Raw genomic sequence first — 20,860 nt, forward strand, 5'->3', positions numbered from 1 at the left:
TAGCAACAACACCTGCACCAACAGTACGACCACCTTCACGAATCGCAAAACGTAAGCCGTCTGCCATTGCGATTGGGTGAATTAATGATACTGTCATTTTGATGTTATCACCAGGCATTACCATTTCTACGCCTTCTGGTAATTCGATAGTACCAGTTACGTCAGTTGTACGGAAGTAGAACTGTGGACGGTAACCTTTGAAGAATGGAGTGTGACGACCACCTTCATCTTTGCTTAAGATATACACTTCTGATTCGAAATCAGTATGTGGTGTGATTGAACCTGGTTTTGCAAGTACTTGACCACGTTCGATTTCTTCACGTTTTGTACCTCGTAGTAATACACCAACGTTTTCACCTGCACGGCCTTCGTCAAGTAATTTACGGAACATTTCAACACCAGTACAAGTTGTTTTAGCAGTTGGTTTGATACCAACAATTTCAACTTCTTCACCAACTTTGATTACACCGCGTTCAACACGACCAGTTACTACTGTACCACGTCCTGAAATTGAGAATACGTCTTCAATTGGTAATAGGAATGGTTTGTCGATATCACGCTCTGGTTCTGGAATGTAGCTATCTAATGCTTCTGCTAATTCAACAATTTTGTCTTCCCATGCTGCATCGCCTTCTAACGCTTTAAGCGCAGAACCACGAATTACTGGTGTATCATCACCAGGGAAATCATATTGAGATAGAAGTTCACGTACTTCCATTTCAACTAATTCTAATAACTCTTCGTCATCAACCATATCACATTTATTTAAGAATACGATGATGTAAGGAACACCTACTTGACGACCTAAAAGGATGTGTTCACGAGTTTGTGGCATAGGACCATCTGTTGCTGCTACTACTAAGATAGCACCGTCCATTTGTGCCGCACCAGTGATCATGTTTTTAACATAGTCAGCATGGCCTGGGCAGTCTACGTGTGCATAGTGACGAGTTGGTGTATCATATTCAACGTGTGAAGTGTTGATGGTGATACCACGTGCTTTTTCTTCTGGTGCGTTATCGATTTGATCGAATGCACGAGCTTGACCGCCGTATTTTTTAGCAAGTACAGAAGTAATTGCAGCAGTTAAAGTTGTTTTACCGTGGTCAACGTGGCCGATTGTACCAACGTTTAGATGGGGTTTTGTACGTTCAAATTTTTCTTTAGACATCTTAATGTTCCTTTATTAAATCACTTCCCTTAAGTTATTAAGGGAAGCGTTACTTTATTTAGATAAAATTATTTTGCTTTACGAGCTTCAATAATTGCGGTTGCAATATTTGTTGGTGCTTCATTGTACTTCAAGAACTCCATTGAGTAAGAAGCACGACCTTGAGTTTGTGAACGAAGGTCTGTTGCATAACCAAACATTTCTGAAAGTGGTACTTGCGCTTTAACTGTTTTACCAGTTGCAGTATCTTCCATTCCTTCGATCATACCACGACGACGGTTTAAGTCACCGATAACATCACCCATATAATCTTCTGGAGTTTCAACTTCTACTTTCATAATCGGTTCTAAAAGCACAGGTTTAGCTTTCATGAAGCCGTCTTTAAATGCCATTGAACCGGCAATTTTAAATGCCATTTCTGATGAGTCAACATCATGGTAAGAACCATCAAAGATAGTAACTTCAACATCAACGATTGGGTAACCAGCAAGAACACCATTTTTCATTTGTTCTTGACAGCCTTTGTCAACTGCAGGGATGTATTCTTTAGGAACCACACCACCAACGATTTCATTGTTGAATTTGTAGCCTTCGCCACCAGCTTCCAATGGTTTGATTTTCAACCATACATGACCGTACTGACCACGACCACCAGACTGACGAACAAATTTACCTTCTTGTTCTACTTCATTGCGAATTGTTTCACGGTAAGCAACTTGTGGTTTACCGACATTTGCTTCCACCTTAAATTCACGTTTCATACGGTCAACGATAATTTCTAAGTGAAGCTCACCCATACCAGAAATAATAGTTTGACCTGATTCTTCATCAGTGTGAACACGGAATGAAGGGTCTTCTTGAGCAAGTCTACCTAAAGCAAGACCCATTTTTTCTTGGTCAGCTTTAGTTTTTGGTTCAACAGCAACCGAAATTACGGGTTCAGGGAATTCCATTCTTTCAAGAATAATTGGTGCGCTTTCAGCACAAAGTGTATCACCAGTTGTGACATCTTTAAGACCGATTGCTGCTGCAATGTCCCCTGCGCGAACTTCTTTAATTTCTTCACGTTTGTTAGCGTGCATCTGAACGATACGACCAAAACGTTCTTTTTTATCTTTTACAGAGTTAAGAACAGTATCACCAGAGTTAACAACACCAGAGTAAACACGGAAGAATGTTAAGTTACCAACAAATGGGTCTGTTGCGATTTTGAACGCTAATGATGAGAATGGTTCATCATCACTTGAGTGACGTTCAGCAGCTTCACCATTTGGTAATTCACCTTTGATTGCTGGTACATCAGTTGGTGCTGGTAAATATTCAATAACCGCATCAAGCATGAATTGCACACCTTTGTTTTTAAAGGCACTACCACAAGTTACTAAGATGATTTCGTTGGCAAGTACGCGTTCGCGTAATGCTGTTTTCACTTCTTGTTCAGTTAACTCTTCACCACCAAGGTATTTTTCCATTAACTCTTCGCTTGCTTCAGCTGCAGTTTCCATTAAGAATGAACGCCATTCTTCAACTTGGTCAACCATATCAGCTGGCACATCTTCATAAGTAAATGTTACGCCTTGATCAGCATCATTCCAGTTAATTGCTTTACGTTTAAGTAAATCAACAACACCAGTAAATCCTTCTTCAGCACCGATTGGTAAAACTAAAGGAACTGGAACCGCTGCTAAACGAGTTTTGATTTGATCAACAACACGTAAGAAGTTAGCTCCCATACGGTCCATTTTGTTGACAAATGCAATACGTGGAACTTTATATTTGTTTGCTTGACGCCATACAGTTTCTGATTGAGGTTGAACACCACCAACCGCACAGTAAACCATTACTGCACCATCAAGAACACGCATAGAACGTTCAACTTCGATTGTGAAGTCAACGTGTCCCGGGGTGTCGATGATGTTGATACGGTGTGGTTCAAATTGTTGACCCATACCAGACCAGAAAGCTGTTGTTGCCGCAGATGTGATAGTAATACCACGTTCTTGTTCTTGTTCCATCCAGTCCATGGTAGCTGCGCCATCATGAACTTCACCAATTTTGTGACTAACGCCAGTATAAAACAAAATACGTTCAGTCGTTGTTGTTTTACCTGCGTCAATATGTGCACTGATACCGATGTTACGGTAGCGTGCTATAGGGGTTGTACGAGCCATATTAATCCTCTGTTTAGAATCGTTTGCTTAATAAAACATCATTTTGGTGACCGATAGCAGATAAGGGCTATCAGTCTTAATTCAAGTCACTTATACAATTATAAGTGCGAATATTACCAACGATAGTGTGCAAACGCTCTATTAGCTTCAGCCATACGATGAACATCTTCGCGTTTTTTCACAGCGGTACCTTTGTTTTCAAAAGCATCCATAAGTTCATTCGCTAGGCGTAAAGCCATTGATTTATCGCCACGTTTACGTGCAGCATCTACAATCCAACGCATTGCAAGTGCATTACGACGAACTGGACGCACTTCAACAGGAACTTGGTATGTAGAACCACCAACGCGACGAGACTTAACTTCTACAGTTGGTCTTACGTTATCTAGTGCAACTTCAAAAGCTGCTAAGTGGTCTTTTCCACTACGCTCAGCTAATTTATCAAGAGCTGAATATACGATTGATTCTGCGATAGATTTTTTACCATCTATCATTAAAATATTTACAAATTTCGCCAGTAACTCTGAACCGAACTTCGGATCAGGAAGAATTTTTCTTTGACCGACAACATGACGACGTGGCATTGGAATACTCCGTTTATATGTTATAAATTTTCAGGTTTACCCAAAACTCAAATGAGTTAAATGGAATTATATAGTTTGGCCTTACTTAACGGAGTTCCATTAAGCTTTAGGTCGTTTAACACCGTATTTAGAACGGCTTTGTTTGCGATCTTTAACACCTGCGCAGTCTAATGCACCGCGAACAGTGTGGTAACGAACACCTGGTAAGTCTTTAACACGACCACCACGGATTAAAATTACGCTATGCTCTTGTAGATTGTGACCTTCACCACCGATATAAGAAGTAACTTCAAAACCGTTAGTTAAACGTACACGACATACTTTACGTAATGCTGAGTTTGGTTTTTTCGGTGTAGTTGTGTAAACACGAGTACAAACACCGCGTTTTTGCGGGCATGCTTCAAGGGCAGGAACGTTGCTTTTTGCTTCCTTTAGTGCTCTTGGTTTGCGTACCAGCTGATTAATTGTTGCCATTAATAAGCTCCTGATTAATTAAAATAAATTTAAAATTGCTTTTTAGATACGTAATTAATAACTGTAGACCAAAACCTATGTGTATAAGTTTTGGGTCGCAAGATTCTAGACTCCAGGGGAGATAATGTCAAGTTTTTGCGATCAATAAGTTCTTGATCTTGGTGTTAATTGTTTATCGAAGGCGGTCGCTATTTTAATAGAAAGACACTAGATTTTAATTTTTATAATTAGGTACTGAGTATAGCACAATAAGTGCGTTAGGTATTTAGAAAAATTTCCCCATCGTAAGTAACGATGGGGAGTCATTTTTATTGATGATCAATAAAAATAAATTTTAAAGCAAATAGTAAAGCAAAAATTATTACACAAAGATTTAATTGTTTAAATTTGCCAGTAAAGGTTTTTAACACTACATAAGAGATAAAACCTAGTGCAACCCCTTCAGTAATTGCAAAGGCAAATGGCATCATAATTGCTGTAATAAAAGCTGGTGTTGCCTCTGTTAAGTCAGACCAGTTAACTTTAACTAAGCTTGAAACCATTAAAATGCCAACAAAAATAAGTGCGCCTGATGTTGCATAGGTAGGTACTAAATGTGCCAGTGGCGAGAAAAAGGCTACCAATAAGAATAATAGTCCAACTACTACTGCGGTTAATCCTGTTCGACCGCCCACAGAGATACCTGCGGAACTTTCAATATAAGTTAACACTGATGATGTACCAAATAATCCACCTAAAGAGGAGCTAAAACTATCAATTAACAGCGCTTGACGCATTTTGGGGAATCGACCTTTTTCGTCACTAATGCCTGCTTTATCTGTTAGTGCTAAAATAGTGCCTGATGAGTCGAATAAGCTGACAATCATTATTGAAAATATTACACCCATAATACCAATATTTAACGAACCTGCCAGATCAACATGGCCAACAACACTAGTTACACTAGGTGGCATAGACACAATGCCTTGGTAACTGATATTTGGATCAAGCCATAGTGCAAGTAGTGTTACTACTAAAATCGAAATTAATACAGCAGCATGAAAGTTGCGTGCCGCTAAAATAACAATAATGAAAAAACCTAGTGATCCTAATAGGACTTTAAGCGATAAGATATTCCCCATAGTTAATAGTGTGGAAGGAGAAGCGACTACAATGCCCATATTTTGAAATCCCATAAAAGCAATAAATAGTCCAATACCTGCACTAATACCTACACGCAGACATTGTGGAATATGTTCAATTAACCAGTGACGAACTTTAAATAGTGATAACGCAAAAAAGATTAAAGAACCCCAAAATATCGCTCCCATACCAATTTGCCAAGAATAGCCCATTGCCCCACATATGCCATAGGCAAAAAAGACGTTAAGCCCCATGGCAGGTGCTAATGCAATTGGTAAATTGGCAAATAGCCCCATTAAAATGGTAGCAAAGGCTGTTACGATACAAGTTAGAACAAAAACAGCAGAAGTATCCATACCTGTTGCTGATAAGATGGAAGGATTCACGAAGATGATATAAACCATTGTTAAAAAGGTAGTACAACCAGCGATAATTTCAGTACCGATAGTTGTTTTTTTCTCTTTCAATTGAAAGGTTTTTTCGAATATTGACTTCATAAGTTTAGGCCTAATTTAGATTGATAAGTAAGAGTAAAAGTTTATAAACAGTTTTACCTATTTTTTACTAAAGGGGAAAAATAAAAAAGATGAGGAGTATTTACTCCGCACCTTCAAATAAACAAAAATTTTCCAGCGTCAATTATTGCTAGTTATTTATTTTGGTCAAGCGTTATTCTAGTTATTTCTCTTTGCTGTATTATAATGTTACAGAATCAGGTTTATTTAACGTGATTTTTACTTTAAGAATTCTATGACTTTCTACTTCAGCTACTTCAAATAAATAATCGCCAATTTGCAAGGTTTCACCAACATTGAGTAAATGTTGAGCTTTTTCCATTAATAGCCCCGCTAGGGTATGATATTCACGTTTATCATCGATCGGTATTGGTACAAAACGGACTAGCTCTTCAACTGGAATATAACCATTAGCAATCCAGCTATTATCATCTAGACATTGAATATCATGTTTAGCATCAATTTCCTCTTCTTCTGTTGGAAAATCACCAGCAATGGTTTCGATAATATCTGTTACCGAGACAACCCCCTGCATTGAACCAAATTCATCAACCACAAAAGCAAAATGAGTTTTGGCCTTTTTAAATTGTTCTAATGCAACCAGTAACGATACGGTTTCTGGAAAGATTAAAGGTTGTTTGATTAGTGAGTGTATATCGATCGGTGCTTTGCTTTGTAGTACATCTTTTAAAAGGTCATTAACTTGGATAATACCTAAAGGCTCATCAATTGAGTCATTATCAGTGACAACTAAACGAGAATGAGGATTATCAAAAATTTCTTTTATTATAACATCACGATCGTCATTAATATTGACCATATCAACATCAAGTCGAGATGTCATAATGCTACTGACCGAACGCTGTGCAAGTCCAAGTACTCGTTCAACCATGCTGAGTTCTTGATTATTAAACACTGATACTTTTTTATTAGTATCAGATACGATATCAATATTATGAGTATCTGGATCTTCCTCAGCATCACCTTTTAGTAGATGTAAAATAGCTTCTGCAGTACGTTCTCGTAGCGGTTTTTTATTTAATGCTTTACGGCGATTTAGTATGGCTAATTGATTAAAAAATTCAATCATGATTGAGAAACCGATCGCCGCATATAAGTAACCTTTTGGAATAATAAAATCAAAACCTTCGGCAACAAGGCTAAATCCTATCATTAATAAGAAGCTCAAACATAGGATCACAATGGTTGGATGGGCGTTGACAAAATTAGCCAATGGTTTGCTTGCAACCATCATAATACCTATTGCTATACAAACGGCAATAATCATCACTGGGATATGTTCGACCATTCCAACAGCTGTAATGACTGAATCAAGCGAGAACACTGCATCAAGTACAACTATTTGAGCAACGACAGTCCAGAAGTGGGATGTCTTTTTAGGTTTACCATCTTCATTTGATGTGCCTTCAAGGCGTTCATTTAGCTCCATGGTAGCTTTAAATAGCAAAAATATACCACCAATTAGCATAATTAGTTGTCGGGCATTAAAACTGATCTCGGATATCGAAAATAGCGGTGTAGTAAGTGTGACTAACCAACCCGTAAACATTAATAATAAAATTCGAGTGATTAATGCAAAAGCAAGACCTGTAACGCGGGCTTTATCTCGTTGTTGGGGGGGAAGTTTCTCGGCAAGAATGGCTATAAAAACAATGTTATCAATACCAAGGACGATTTCAAGTACAACCAGAGTGGATAAGCCAATCCAGATTGTAGGATCCATGATCCATTCCATATGTCAGGTGATTACCTCTAATAAATACAGCACATGCTGCGTTGTAATTCTGTCTGTAATTGAGCAAATAATCAATAAAATATTTATAAAAATTGCATATCCTGTTAAAAACTTTCCGTTAACTATATGTTTCAGTATAAATTTAGCTTTTCCAAAATGTTGGTGTGAATAAAACTAGTAAGGTAAATATTTCTAATCGCCCAAATAACATGTCAACCACCATTACCCATTTTACTATATCACTAACACTAGCAAAATTATCACTTACACTACCAAGACCGACCCCTAAATTGTTAAGTGATGATGCTACTATGTAAAAAGAGTCAGTGGCATCAATGCCTGTTGCCATAATAATAAATAAGCTAACTAAAAAGACCAACGTATATGCAGAAAAGAATCCCCAAATCGCTTCAATTATGCGTTCAGAAACCACGCGATTATTTAATTTTAAAGTATAAATAGCGTTAGGATGAATAAGGCGCTTTAGTTCACGTGAGCCTTGCATAAACAAAATTAACACACGAACCACTTTTAAACCGCCACCCGTTGATCCCGCACAACCACCAATAAATGAAGCGCACAATAAAAAGATTGGTAATGATGATGGCCATGTGTTGATATCATCGACACTAAAGCCTGCTGTTGATGATATAGATACCACTTGTAAAATAATTTTATCAATGCTCAGGCGGTGTGGTTTATAGAAATAAATAACAATTGTGCAGATAGCAACTAGTATCAGTAGAATAAATATAAATGTTCTGAACTCTTGATCACGCCAGTACTCTTTAATCGAAAAGCCACTTAGTGCGGCAAAATGGAGCGCAAAATTACAGCCGGATAAAATCAAAAAGAGGGTGACGATGTAATTGATTACTGGACTGTTAAAATAGGCTAAATTATCATCATGGGTTGAAAACCCTCCCATTGATATCGTGGAGAAACTATGTGACACAGCATCAAATACATTCATACCAGCCAGCCAGAGACAAATAGCACAAAGCGTTGTTAGCAAAATATAAATTGACCAAAGTGTTTTAGCTGTTTCAGCAATACGTGGACGCATTTTACTGTCTTTTTGCGGACCGGGAATTTCGGCACGATAAAGTTGCATTCCCCCTACCCCCAGTAATGGTAAGATAGCAACAGCTAGCACGATAATCCCCATCCCTCCAAGCCATTGCAATAATTGGCGATAGAAAAGTAAAGCTTTAGGTAGATGATCTAACTTAACAATTGTGGTGGCACCTGTTGTGGTTAAGCTTGAAAATGATTCAAAAAATGCAGTATTTAAATTTAAATTAATATGTGTATCAAAAATAAAAGGAAAAGCGCCAATTGATCCTAGAACAACCCAAAATAGTACGACGATAAAAAAGCCTTCACGTGTGCTCAGCTCGTGGCGATGATTACGATTAGGAAACCATAGTGCAATTCCTAAAATTAAGGCAACAAAAAAAGAGCGAACGAAAATTGCACCAGCCCCATCGCGATAGATTAATGCAACAAGTGCTGGTAATAACATGAATATCGATAATAGGGATACTAATAAACCGATAATTCGTAAAATTGATCGCCAATGCATCATGATGATAGTCTCTACTTAAATCCACGTGATGCTTTGATAAGATCATAGGCCGCTTGAATCTCTTGTGCACGTTTTTTGGCGGCTTCAAGCATCTCTTTCGGTAAGCCTTTCGATACTAACTTATCAGGATGATGCTCATTCATTAATTTACGATAAGCTCTTTTTATTTCTGAGATTTCAGCTGTAGCTGCAACACCTAAAATTTTGTAAGCATTTTGTAGGTCGGATTGTGGTGAGCGACCTTGATAATTTCCATAATTATTACTGCGTTGGTATTGGCCTCGTTGTCCGTGTTGGTTACTATAGCCATTTTGACGGAAGTGATAACTTCCCATCATCATTTGGATATATATTGCCATTTGTTGACGTGGAATATTAAATTCTTCAGCCACAATAAATAAAATTTGTTGTTCTTTTTCGTCTAAAACGCCATCAACTAATGCGGCTTGGATCAATTGCTCACAAAAAATATTTAACACATTACGTCGAAAACGATATTGTGCGTATAGCTCAGCCAAACGAGATCTTAGTGGGTAGTTACTTGCTTTACCATTATTAAATGAATCTTGTGCTAGTTTTCGGCCGTTTCGGTCAAGTTGTAATCTATCCATAAATTGACTGGCAAGATTAATATCATCTTGTGTGACGACCCCTTTAGCTTTACTTAAGTGACCTAGAACTTCAAAAACAACAGTTAAATAAAGTGTTGGATTTGCTTGTGTTCTTTGTTCGGTCAATTTATTACAAAACGTACGGTAAAGCATTGGCCCAACAAAAAGCCCAAGAATAAATCCCCATCCTGTTTTTAATACAGTGCTCAAAACAAAGCCTGCAATTATTGCCCAGATAAAAGACATATTATTCGTTCACCTCTATTTTATCTATCTTTTGTAAACCTCTCGGTAATGGTGTACCTTTTCGTGCTCGCTCTGCCTTAAATTTTTGTAAATCAGCAGGATATAATGTAAGTTTGCGTTTACCAACATATAACGTTATTGAAGTGTCTTGTGTAATTAATAGAGTATAAGCAAGGCAGTCATCAGCACCTGAAAGTGATACAATTTTATTTCCTTTACCTTTAGCAAGTTCAGGTAAATCTTTTACAGGAAATATGAGCATTCGTCCTGCTTTGGTAATTGATAGTAGTAAACTATCTTCAGATGTGATTTCAATTGGTGGTAATATTTTAGATTCTTTAGGCAAATTAATAATTGCTTTACCATTACGATTGCGAGCAACCAAATCACTAAATTGACCAATAAATCCATAACCAGCACTTGAAGCAAGTAATAATTTTTGGTTATCATTTTGAGACATGAGCACATGTTCAACTGTTGCACCAGCGGGTAGTGCTAATTTACCAGTTAATGGTTCGCCTTGACTTCGTGCTGATGGTAACGTGTTTGGTTCTATAGCATAACTACGTCCCGTTGAATCGATGAAAATAACAGGTTGATTACTTTTGCCTTTGGCGGCAGCTTTAAAACTATCACCGGATTTATAACTTAAACCAGTAGGATCAATATCATGACCTTTTGCTGTTCTTACCCAACCCATTTCAGATAAAACGACAGTAACAGGTTCAGATGGTGTTAACTCTTGTTCACTAATAGCTTTAGCTTCACTACGTTCAACAATTGGAGAACGACGGTCATCGCCATATTTTTCAGCATCCTCTTTTAGCTCTTTTTTAATTAAATTACTCAATTTTTTAGGCGAAGCTAACAAAGCTTGCAGATGATCACGCTCTTTTGCAAGCTCACTTTGTTCGCCTTTAATGCGCATCTCTTCAAGTTTGGCTAAGTGGCGGAGTTTTAACTCTAAAATCGCTTCGGCTTGTATTTCAGTTAAGGCAAAACGATTAATTAATTCTTGTTTAGGTTCATCTTCGTGACGAATAATTTCGATAACTTCATCAATATTTAAAAAAGCAATTAATAAGCCATCGAGAATATGGAGTCGTTTTAATATTTTATCTAAACGGTAATTTAAACGTCGAGTGACGGTATTTTTTCGATACTCTAACCATTCAGTTAGAATTTCAACTAAGCCTTTTACTGATGGGCGATTATCAAGCCCAATCATATTCATATTAACCCGATAACTTTTTTCGAGATCGGTTGTGGCAAATAGATGATTCATCACTTGCTCTAAATCTACTCGATTTGAACGTGGCACAATGACCAGACGAGTTGGATTTTCGTGATCAGACTCATCACGTAAATCTTCAATTAAAGGTAGTTTTTTGGCTCGCATCTGAGAAGCTATTTGTTCTAAGATTTTAGCACCCGAAACTTGATGAGGCAGATCTGTAATTACAATATCACCTTCTTCTTTCTTCCAAACAGCACGCATACGGATTGAACCACGCCCCGTTTTATAGATTTTCGCTATGTCTTCTGGTGAAGTAATAATTTCAGCTTCTGTTGGGAAATCGGGGCCTTGTATGTGAGCCATTACTTCGTTGATCGTCGCATTGGGGTTATCAGCAAGCATAATTGCCGCATTCGCGACTTCATGGAGGTTATGAGGCGGTATATCAGTTGCCATGCCGACCGCGATACCTGTTGTCCCATTTAATAAAATGTTGGGTAATCTAGCCGGTAACATTTTAGGTTCTTGTAAAGTACCATCAAAGTTAGGCGTATAATCAACCGTTCCTTGTCCTAGTTCACCTAATAGTAGTTCGGCATATTTTGACAAACGTGATTCAGTGTAACGCATAGCGGCGAATGATTTAGGATCATCAGGAGCCCCCCAGTTACCTTGCCCATCAACTAATGGATAGCGATATGAAAATGGTTGCGCCATGAGCACCATCGCTTCATAACAGGCACTATCACCATGAGGATGATATTTACCAAGCACATCCCCGACGGTACGCGCAGATTTTTTAAATTTGGCTTGTGCGTTAAGTCCTAATTCAGACATAGCATAAACAATGCGTCGTTGCACTGGTTTTAAGCCATCTCCAATAAATGGCAAGGCACGATCCATAATGACATACATTGAGTAGTTTAAATAGGCACTTTCGGTAAAAGTGCGTAACGACTGGATTTCTACTCCGTCATGAGTTATCTCACTCATTATTGTTCCTCTAAATCATTCTGTTTGTTAGACATCAAGTTCAACTTGATCGCCTTTTTCTTGTAACCATTCGCGGCGATCTTCTGAGCGCTTTTTAGCAAGTAGCATATCCATTAATGCCATCGTTTGCTCAGCATCATCAAGCGAAAGCTGCACTAAACGACGCGTATTGGGATCCATTGTTGTTTCGCGTAGTTGTAGTGGATTCATTTCACCTAGACCTTTAAAGCGCTGCACATTGGGTTTGCCTTTTTTACGTTTAAGCTGTTCTAAAATGCCTTCTTTTTCTTCTTCATCTAGGGCGTAATGAACTTCTTTTCCTAAATCGATGCGGTAAAGCGGCGGCATAGCAACAAAGACATGCCCATGTTCAACCATGGTACGAAAGTGCCGAACAAATAAAGCACAAAGTAATGTTGCAATATGTAGTCCATCTGAGTCGGCATCGGCTAAAATACAGATTTTACCATAACGTAATTGGCTTAAATCATCGCTATCTGGATCGATACCTATAGCAACAGAAATATCATGGATTTCTTGTGAGCCGAGTACTTCATCGGACGAGACTTCCCATGTGTTTAAGATTTTGCCTTTAAGAGGCATAATGGCTTGATATTCACGATCTCGCGCTTGTTTAGCCGAACCTCCTGCAGAATCGCCTTCCACTAAAAAAAGTTCAGTACGACTTAAGTCTTGTGATGAGCAATCGGCCAATTTGCCTGGTAATGCTGGACCACTGGTTAATTTCTTTCGAATGACTTTTTTGGACGCTTTTAAGCGTTTTTGTGCACTTGAAATTACCATTTCAGCTAGTAATTCGGCTATTTGTACATTTTGATTCAACCAAAGACTAAATGCATCTTTCACAATAGCCGAAACAAATGCCGCACTTTGGCGCGATGATAAGCGTTCTTTAGTTTGACCCGCAAACTGAGGCTCTTGCATTTTGACTGAAATAACATAGGCACAGCGTTCCCATATATCATCGGCGGTTAATTTTAATCCTCGTGGTAACAAATTGCGAAACTCACAAAACTCACGCATTGCGTCTAATAATCCTTGACGTAAACCATTAACATGGGTACCGCCTTGTACGGTTGGGATTAAGTTAACGTAACTTTCAGTTAATAACTCTCCACCTTCGGGCATCCAAAGCAGTGCCCATTCTACGGCTTCTGTTTCGCCAGTATGATTACCTGTAAAAGGCGTTTCAGGTAAAAGAGAGTAACCGCTGACAGATTCCATTAGATAATCTTTTAGGCCATCTTCATAACACCAACGTTGTTCGGTATTATTGATTTCATCTTTAAAAATAATTTCAAGACCAGGACAAAGCACCGCTTTAGCTTTTAGTAGATGTGATAAGCGTGGGACAGAAAATCTAGGCGAATCAAAATATTTTTCGTCAGGCCAAAAATGAACTTTGGTACCTGTATTACGACGACCACAAGTGCCCGTAATATGCAGATCTTCAACTTTATTACCGTTTTCAAAAGCTATTTCGTACACTTGTCCATCACGATGAACTGTAACTTCAACACGTTTTGATAATGCATTGACTACCGAAATACCTACACCGTGTAAACCACCTGAAAATTGGTAATTTTTGTTCGAGAACTTTCCGCCAGCATGTAAACGACAAAGCAATAATTCAATCGCGGGTACACCTTCTTCAGGGTGAATATCAACCGGCATTCCTCGCCCATCGTCGATAACTTCTAGTGAATTATCTTGAAAAAGAGTAACCTTAACTTTACGAGCATGACCTGCGATAGCTTCATCAACACTGTTATCAATGACTTCTTGCCCTAAATGGTTTGGTCGGCTTGTGTCAGTGTACATTCCAGGTCGATGACGAACTGGATCAAGCCCTTTTAAGACTTCAATATCAACGGCATTATAAGTAGATTGCGACATAGTTTTTCTATTTATTCGAATAAATGACAGCTATTATACCAATCTTTGTTCAATAAGACCAAGGTCAATGGTCAAGGCGTTTAAGTTAAAATCATCAATTCAACTATTGTATTGGTTAGCAAAGATTATTTATTTTTATTGCTGGAAAATTAATTGTATAACAAAAAGTAAATTAGTATGGAGCAGCGTAAATAACGATATTGGGGATGAGCTATTTCTTTTTATATTTAAGAATAATTCTTATTTAACTTAATTGTTGTAATTTCTCTGCTATATTTGACTTTTTTCGTTTTTTTTATCACATTTTTAGTATTATGATAAATAAGTCCCATAAAAAAATTAAGGGAATTTGATGAGTAAGTCCGAACATAAAATAAGTCGACGTAATTTTTTACAGAAATCATTAACCATAGCAGGTGTGGCAGCGCTAACGAATAATATGCAGCTACCTTTTGTCTATGCAGATCCAAAAACTAATGCTAAAAGTAGCATAATCCCTACTAATTCCACAGATGAAGAAAAAATTGTATATAGTGCTTGTTTAGTAAACTGTGGTAGTCGTTGTCCTTTAAAAGTCCATGTCAAAAACGATATTATCACCAAAATATCATCAGAAGACGGCATTCATGAACCAACTTTTGGTCAGCACCAAATTCGCCCTTGTTTGCGTGGACGCTCAGTTCGATGGCGCACTTACGATCCTGAGCGCTTAAAATATCCAATGTTACGGATTGGTAAGCGTGGTGAAGGTAAATTTAAACGAATTTCGTGGGATGAGGCTATTAATTTATTAGCAGATAAACTCAAATATACCATTAATAATTATGGTAATGAGGCAATTTATTATCAATATGGAACAGGTACAACAGGTGCAAATATTTCAGGGCGCAGTGCCTGTAAGCGATTTTTAAGTACTATTGGTGGTTATCTTAATTATCATGGTGACTATTCAAGTGGACAGATAACAGCTATTCGGCCTTATATTTATGGTAATGCTAAAGAGTCATTGATTGATCAAATAAAGCACTCTGATTTAGTCGTGATGTTTGGGCAGAATATTGCCGAAACTCGCATGTCTGGCGGTGGGCAAGTTACAGAGCTATTTAATGCATTATCACAAAGTAAGGCAAGAGTAATTATTATTGATCCAAGACGTAGTGAAAGTGTTGTCGGTTATAATGCGGAGTGGATCCCGATTATTCCCGGAACTGATGCTGCTTTAGTTGCTGCAATTATCTATGCTTTACTTGAAGAAGATCGTATTGATGATGCGATGCTCAATCAATATTGTGTCGGTTGGAACGCTGATTCATTGCCTGACAGTGCACCGCCTTTTAGTGATTTTAAATCTTATATTCTCGGATTGGGTGACGATAGAACGCCTAAAACACCAGAATGGGCAGCGAAAAAAACAGGCATTTCAGCTATGCAAATTCGCAAACTTGCGATGGATATAGTGAATGCTAAAGCTGCTTGGATTTCTCAAGGTTGGGGAGCGCAGCGTTGGCAAAATGGTGAACATACCACAAGGGCGATTATGATATTGCCAATTATCACTGGTCAATTTGGTAAACCAGGCACTAATATTGGTACATGGGGAGGCAGTGTTACTTATCCTGTTCCAAGCTTAAGCATTCCTAATCCAATAAAAACTAGCATTCCCTTCTTTTTGTGGACTAAAGCAATTGAAGATCCACTTAGTATGACTGCCAAAAATGCCTATTTACTCAATAAAAATAAACTTGATGTTGGAATAAAATTCCTCTGGAGCTATGCTAGCAATGTAATTGGTAATCAGCATGCTGACCTAAATCGAACACACCAAATTTTGCAAGACGAGTCTAAATGTGAGTTTATTCTTGTTTGGGATACACATATGACCGCCTCGGCAAAATATGCAGACTTAGTCTTGCCCGATGTTTCATCGGTTGAAAGTAACGATTTGATTAATAACTCTTATGCATCGGGTGCTTATCACTACCTTATCCGTATGCAACGCGCAATAACACCACTTTGGGAAAACCGCCCAGCTTATGAAGTATTAACTGATCTGTCCAAAATTATGGGCGTAAAAGACAAATTTACCGAAGGGAGAACGCAAGAAGATTGGATAGCCTACTGTTATGAAAAATTACGCAAAAGTGAAACCCATTTACCACCTTTTGCCAATACTGATGGTATGGGCGTTATTGATCGCAAGCTAGCGGATAGCGATACCCAGATTGCACTAAAAGCCTTTCGAGACGATCCTATTAAAAACCCATTAAATACACCATCAGGAAAAATAGAAATCTATTCAGAAGCATTAGCTACTATCGCCAATGAATGGGAACTCGATCCAGAGGATTTTCTTCACCCTATTCCTGCCTATTTACCTGCCATTGAAGGGAGTGAAGATAAATCAAAACGCGAAAAATACCCATTGCAACTTATAGGTTTTCATACCAAAGGGCATTGCCATTCTACTTACAGCAACTTACCACAACTACGTGAAGCAGTAGCCAATAGCCTTTGGATTAATCCATTTGATGCCAAACAAAGGCAAATTAAACATGGTCAATTAGTTGAGGTTTACAACGATCGCGGTCGGCTTTATATTCCTGCCAAAGTTACACCACGAATATTACCAGGTGTGCTTGCAATACCTCAAGGTATGTGGGCCAAAACTAATGCATCAGGGGTTGATATTGGCGGATGTATTAACCGCTTAACTTCGTTGCGTCCAAGTGTGTTGGCTAAATCAAACTCACAACATACTAATTTGGTTGATGTTAAACCATTATCGGCTGCATCAACGACATTGCCTGTAACAGGGGGGCAATAAAAATGCAATATGGATTTTATATCGATTCTTCAAAATGTACAGGATGTAAAACCTGCCAACTTAGTTGCAAAGACGAAAAAGACAACGCATTAGGCGTTCATTTTCGCCGAGTTTATGAATATGGCGGAGGTACATGGCAACAAGTTGATGGTATTTGGCAAAATGATAGCTTTACTTATTATTTATCGATTTCCTGTAACCATTGTGAACAGCCTACTTGTGTACAAGGTTGCCCAACGGGTGCAATGCATAAACGCAAACAAGATGGGCTAGTTGTAGTTAATCAAGATGTCTGTATTGGTTGCCGATATTGCGAAATGCGTTGTCCATATGGTGCGCCACAGTTTGATCATCAAAAAAAGGTTATGTCAAAATGCGACGGCTGTTATGAACGTGTCGAACAAGGGCTAAAACCCGTTTGTGTCGAATCCTGTCCACAGAGAGCATTAGATTTTGACGAAATTGAAAAACTGCGTCAGCGACATGGCAATGAACGAAATATTGCTCCGTTACCAAACGAAAACCTAACCAAACCAAACATTGTTATCAAACCTCATCCACAAGCGAAAGTCTCGGGCGATACATTAGGACAAATACTCAACCCTGAGGAGGTTTAACATGCATGAATTACCATTAGTTTTTTTTACTGTATTTGGGCAGTTATCCGCTGGCATGGTATGGTTAGGAGGGTTATTTTATTTAGTTAATCGTGACCCAAATCGGAGTATTATCATCCAAAAAATCAATATAACCGCTCTAGTTTTTATGGCTATAGGTATGGCGATAGCCTCGTTTCACTTAGGTAAGCCCTTGCGTGCGTTAAATGTGATATTTGGTATTGGGCGATCACCAATGAGTAATGAAATTTTCACCTTTGGCGTATTATTCGGTGTCACCTTTGCATGGGTGCTAATAAACTATTATGCACAACATCCAAATACCAATAAATTAAAAATAATCAAAAAAATTTGTTTACAGCTCAAGCACATTCCATATTTAGACCAAATATTGGCGACACTTTTAATTATCATTAGCCTATTTTTTGTTTGGACTATCGTATTAACCTATATGCTACCGACCGTAAAAACATGGAACACCTATTACACCGCTATACAAATGTACACCGCCATGCTAGCTTTAGGGGGCGTTGCTATTGCGCTATTAGGACTACCGCGGCTTGGTTGTATAGCTTGTGTGATAGGAAGCTTATTTATTATTTTTTTGAAAGTGCCTTATGCCAACTTAATGACCACAATCGCACCAGAGCTCACTCATCAACAACATAGTTGGATGATAACCGAATGCATACTATTAATCATGGCATTGATATTAATGACTATCAACATTTGGCAAAAACGGCATGCAACGATCATTTATAGCTTTGCTTTTATTGGTATCTTCATTGGCGAAATCAGTGGGCGTATTGCATTTTATAACTTATGGACAATTCCGATGTAATGCATCATCAATACGATATACTTATAGTCAGGTAGCGATTTAATGAAAAATAACCAAGTAACGCATCTAGATAAACTTACATCCACCATTTTAGCCAAAGTATTAGGTGCTTTTTTTTATTATCCACCTGATCACCAAACAGTTAAACCACTCATTGATACCTTATGCCAAATTGAGCATATCGCTAACTGGCAAAATACTGTGCTTATTGGTGAACAATGCCAAATAATTGCCAATCAAATCAACAATCCAGAACTTAATTACCAATTTTCATTATTATTTGAAGGGCAGGGTATCATGCCTGCGCCACCATGGGGATCGGTCTATTTAGATCAGGAGCAATTATTAATGGGCGAATCGCAAGAGCGCTATCGTCAATTTTTACAGCAACACGGATTAATTCTCAATACTGGCATCAACGAACCTGAAGACCAATTTGGATTAATGCTAATGGCTTATGCCATATTGCAAGAAAAGGACAAACCCAAAATAGCAAAACAGTTACTTGATGAACATTTATTGATTTGGTCTTCAGCCTACTTAGAAAAATTAAGGCAAAATGAGATAAGCCCATTTTATCGAGCATTAGCTGTGATTGCACAGCAGTATCTGCGCATAATCTGACTTTTTCATTACAGTCTTTTAGCTAACAAACCTTTACCTAACAAACTTTGTTGATGATAGCGCGCATTGCAGGTTTTAAGTAACAAGGTATAATCACTTATTATTTTAAATAGCAAATATCATTTTATGTTAGCGTATATACAACTAATGCGGTTAGACAAACCGATCGGCACCTTACTACTACTTTGGCCAACGCTTTGGGCAATATGGCTAACAGGTCAACCGTACACCTATATCACGCTTATTTTTATTTTAGGGGTAATCATCATGCGGGCAGCAGGATGCGTTGTTAACGACTATGCCGATCGTCATTTTGATGCTCACGTCGAACGCACAAAAAACCGTCCACTAGCTCGAGGTGCATTGACCGAAAAAAGCGCATTATGGACCTTATTTATCCTATTATTTATTGCTCTTTGCCTATTGCTTACTTTAAATAAGCTATCTTGGCTTATTGCATGCATAGCCTTACTAACAGCAATGATTTACCCGTTTATGAAGCGCTATACCCACTTACCGCAAGTCACTTTAGGCATTGCCTTTAGTTGGGGGATTCCTATGGCATATGCAGCCATTATAGAGCAATTCCCTTTCACTTGTTGGTTACTTTGCTTGGCTAATATCTGTTGGATAATTGCTTATGACACGGAATATGCGATGGTGGATCGCAATGACGATATAAAAATAGGCATAAAATCCACCGCCATTTTATTTGGGCGGTACGATAAGTTAATTATTGGAATATTGCAGGTATTAACGATGATTGGGTTATTTATGGTTGGCATCATCAACCAATTATCATTGGTTTTTTATATTGCTTTATTACTTGTTGCCATGTTATTTATTTACCAACAATGGTTAATCAAAAATCGAGAACGAAAATGCTGTTTTCGAGCTTTTTTAAATAATAATTATGTTGGAATTATTGTCTTTTTGGGAGTGATTTTTAGTTTAAAAATCGCTTAAAAAGCGATTGAAAAACTTCAATAAAATCAATATCTTTCTTGACTGATTTTTTTATCAAAATAATCCTTTTTTTGTTAGTGCATGAAATGGGATTAGTGCGGTGGTTTCGGACGTGTTCACAACAGCTATTTTTATCACCCAAAGCTCAAACGTCCGAAACCACCGCACCCAAACAAAACAAACCCCAAACTTACCCCTTAACAATTCCTTACAATAAATTAACAAAAAAAGTGGCGGATTATTTATCACCAAGTTATAATTTTTAAGCTTATTCAGGCAAGGAATCGCTCAAAAATCAGGCGAATGGATATAAAAGTTCATAAAAAACAATAAATTACTTGACAAGGAAATAAAAATGCATTACCATGGTTGGCATCTGGCATCTGGCCTGCCAAACCTATGCCCTAAATCTTATTGATTCGCACGGTAGCCAAAGTAGGGCGCCACAGTTATTTTCATCATCGAAGTCATTTCGCGTAGCGGAATCGACGCCGTCATCGGGGTCTTTACTGGCGATGCTGTCGGCGGATTCTTCGACAACATCTTCGGTCACATCATCGGCCATATATTCGGCAAAATTATCGTCGATATCCAAGTGGTTAT

The 20,860-nt window shown here is 38.1% G+C and carries 16 protein-coding genes; 5 read left to right on the top strand and 11 right to left on the bottom strand.

Annotated elements, in window-relative coordinates; translation table 11 throughout:
• The 10 genes from tuf to parE form a co-directional block, all read right to left on the bottom strand.
• Nucleotides 1–1,171: elongation factor Tu (tuf, locus tag A9G31_RS07910; RefSeq protein WP_065561191.1), on the bottom strand; the 1,171-nt coding region annotated here is incomplete at its 3' end.
• 68 nt (nucleotides 1,172–1,239) lie between these two features.
• Nucleotides 1,240–3,342 carry an elongation factor G gene (gene fusA, locus A9G31_RS07915; protein WP_034915554.1) on the bottom strand — a complete coding sequence of 701 codons (2,103 nt, stop codon included), beginning with the start codon at nucleotides 3,340–3,342 and terminating at the stop codon, nucleotides 1,240–1,242.
• 113 nt (nucleotides 3,343–3,455) lie between these two features.
• The gene (rpsG, locus tag A9G31_RS07920) at nucleotides 3,456–3,926 is read right to left on the bottom strand and encodes a 30S ribosomal protein S7 (protein WP_034915550.1); all 471 of its coding nucleotides are present in this window, start codon (nucleotides 3,924–3,926) and stop codon (nucleotides 3,456–3,458) included.
• 99 nt (nucleotides 3,927–4,025) lie between these two features.
• A complete protein-coding gene (rpsL, locus tag A9G31_RS07925) occupies nucleotides 4,026–4,400 on the bottom strand; it encodes a 30S ribosomal protein S12 (RefSeq protein ID WP_034883792.1) in 375 nt (124 codons plus the stop codon).
• Between the two features lie 308 nt (nucleotides 4,401–4,708).
• A complete protein-coding gene (locus A9G31_RS07930; RefSeq protein WP_065561192.1) occupies nucleotides 4,709–6,019 on the bottom strand; it encodes an NCS2 family permease in 1,311 nt (436 codons plus the stop codon).
• 199 nt (nucleotides 6,020–6,218) lie between these two features.
• Nucleotides 6,219–7,793 (bottom strand): TerC family protein, encoded by a 1,575-nt coding sequence (locus A9G31_RS07935; RefSeq protein ID WP_065561193.1) that lies wholly within the window; start codon nucleotides 7,791–7,793, stop codon nucleotides 6,219–6,221.
• A 142-nt stretch (nucleotides 7,794–7,935) separates the two neighbouring features.
• On the bottom strand, nucleotides 7,936–9,378 hold the full coding sequence (locus A9G31_RS07940; RefSeq protein WP_065561201.1) for a TrkH family potassium uptake protein: 1,443 nt from the start codon (nucleotides 9,376–9,378) through the stop codon (nucleotides 7,936–7,938).
• A 14-nt stretch (nucleotides 9,379–9,392) separates the two neighbouring features.
• Complete coding sequence (djlA, locus tag A9G31_RS07945; RefSeq protein WP_065561194.1) at nucleotides 9,393–10,238, bottom strand: co-chaperone DjlA; 846 nt, start codon at nucleotides 10,236–10,238, stop codon at nucleotides 9,393–9,395.
• A gap of 1 nt (nucleotide 10,239) precedes the next feature.
• A complete protein-coding gene (gene parC, locus A9G31_RS07950; protein ID WP_065561195.1) occupies nucleotides 10,240–12,468 on the bottom strand; it encodes a DNA topoisomerase IV subunit A in 2,229 nt (742 codons plus the stop codon).
• Between the two features lie 27 nt (nucleotides 12,469–12,495).
• On the bottom strand, nucleotides 12,496–14,385 hold the full coding sequence (gene parE / locus A9G31_RS07955; RefSeq protein WP_034913362.1) for a DNA topoisomerase IV subunit B: 1,890 nt from the start codon (nucleotides 14,383–14,385) through the stop codon (nucleotides 12,496–12,498).
• A gap of 352 nt (nucleotides 14,386–14,737) precedes the next feature.
• Here parE and A9G31_RS07960 point away from each other — a divergent pair, with 352 nt between their 5' ends.
• From A9G31_RS07960 to ubiA, 5 genes are all read left to right on the top strand, one after another.
• Nucleotides 14,738–17,209: a DMSO/selenate family reductase complex A subunit gene (locus tag A9G31_RS07960; RefSeq protein WP_065561196.1), complete on the top strand. Its 2,472-nt coding sequence runs from the start codon at nucleotides 14,738–14,740 to the stop codon at nucleotides 17,207–17,209.
• Between the two features lie 2 nt (nucleotides 17,210–17,211).
• A complete protein-coding gene (locus A9G31_RS07965) occupies nucleotides 17,212–17,826 on the top strand; it encodes a DMSO/selenate family reductase complex B subunit (RefSeq protein ID WP_065561197.1) in 615 nt (204 codons plus the stop codon).
• Between the two features lies 1 nt (nucleotide 17,827).
• Nucleotides 17,828–18,667 carry a dimethyl sulfoxide reductase anchor subunit family protein gene (locus A9G31_RS07970; protein WP_065561198.1) on the top strand — a complete coding sequence of 280 codons (840 nt, stop codon included), beginning with the start codon at nucleotides 17,828–17,830 and terminating at the stop codon, nucleotides 18,665–18,667.
• A gap of 42 nt (nucleotides 18,668–18,709) precedes the next feature.
• A complete protein-coding gene (locus A9G31_RS07975; protein WP_065561199.1) occupies nucleotides 18,710–19,291 on the top strand; it encodes a TorD/DmsD family molecular chaperone in 582 nt (193 codons plus the stop codon).
• A gap of 126 nt (nucleotides 19,292–19,417) precedes the next feature.
• On the top strand, nucleotides 19,418–20,257 hold the full coding sequence (ubiA, locus tag A9G31_RS07980; protein ID WP_065561200.1) for a 4-hydroxybenzoate octaprenyltransferase: 840 nt from the start codon (nucleotides 19,418–19,420) through the stop codon (nucleotides 20,255–20,257).
• A gap of 397 nt (nucleotides 20,258–20,654) precedes the next feature.
• Here the strand turns inward: ubiA and A9G31_RS11835 are convergent.
• Nucleotides 20,655–20,860, bottom strand: a 206-nt coding sequence (locus A9G31_RS11835; RefSeq protein WP_176700345.1) for a hypothetical protein, incomplete at its 5' end; no start/stop codon positions are given.

Origin of the sequence: Gilliamella sp. Gris1-4 (genome assembly GCF_001690335.1) — a bacterium.
Lineage (GTDB): Bacteria > Pseudomonadota > Gammaproteobacteria > Enterobacterales > Orbaceae > Gilliamella > Gilliamella apicola_P.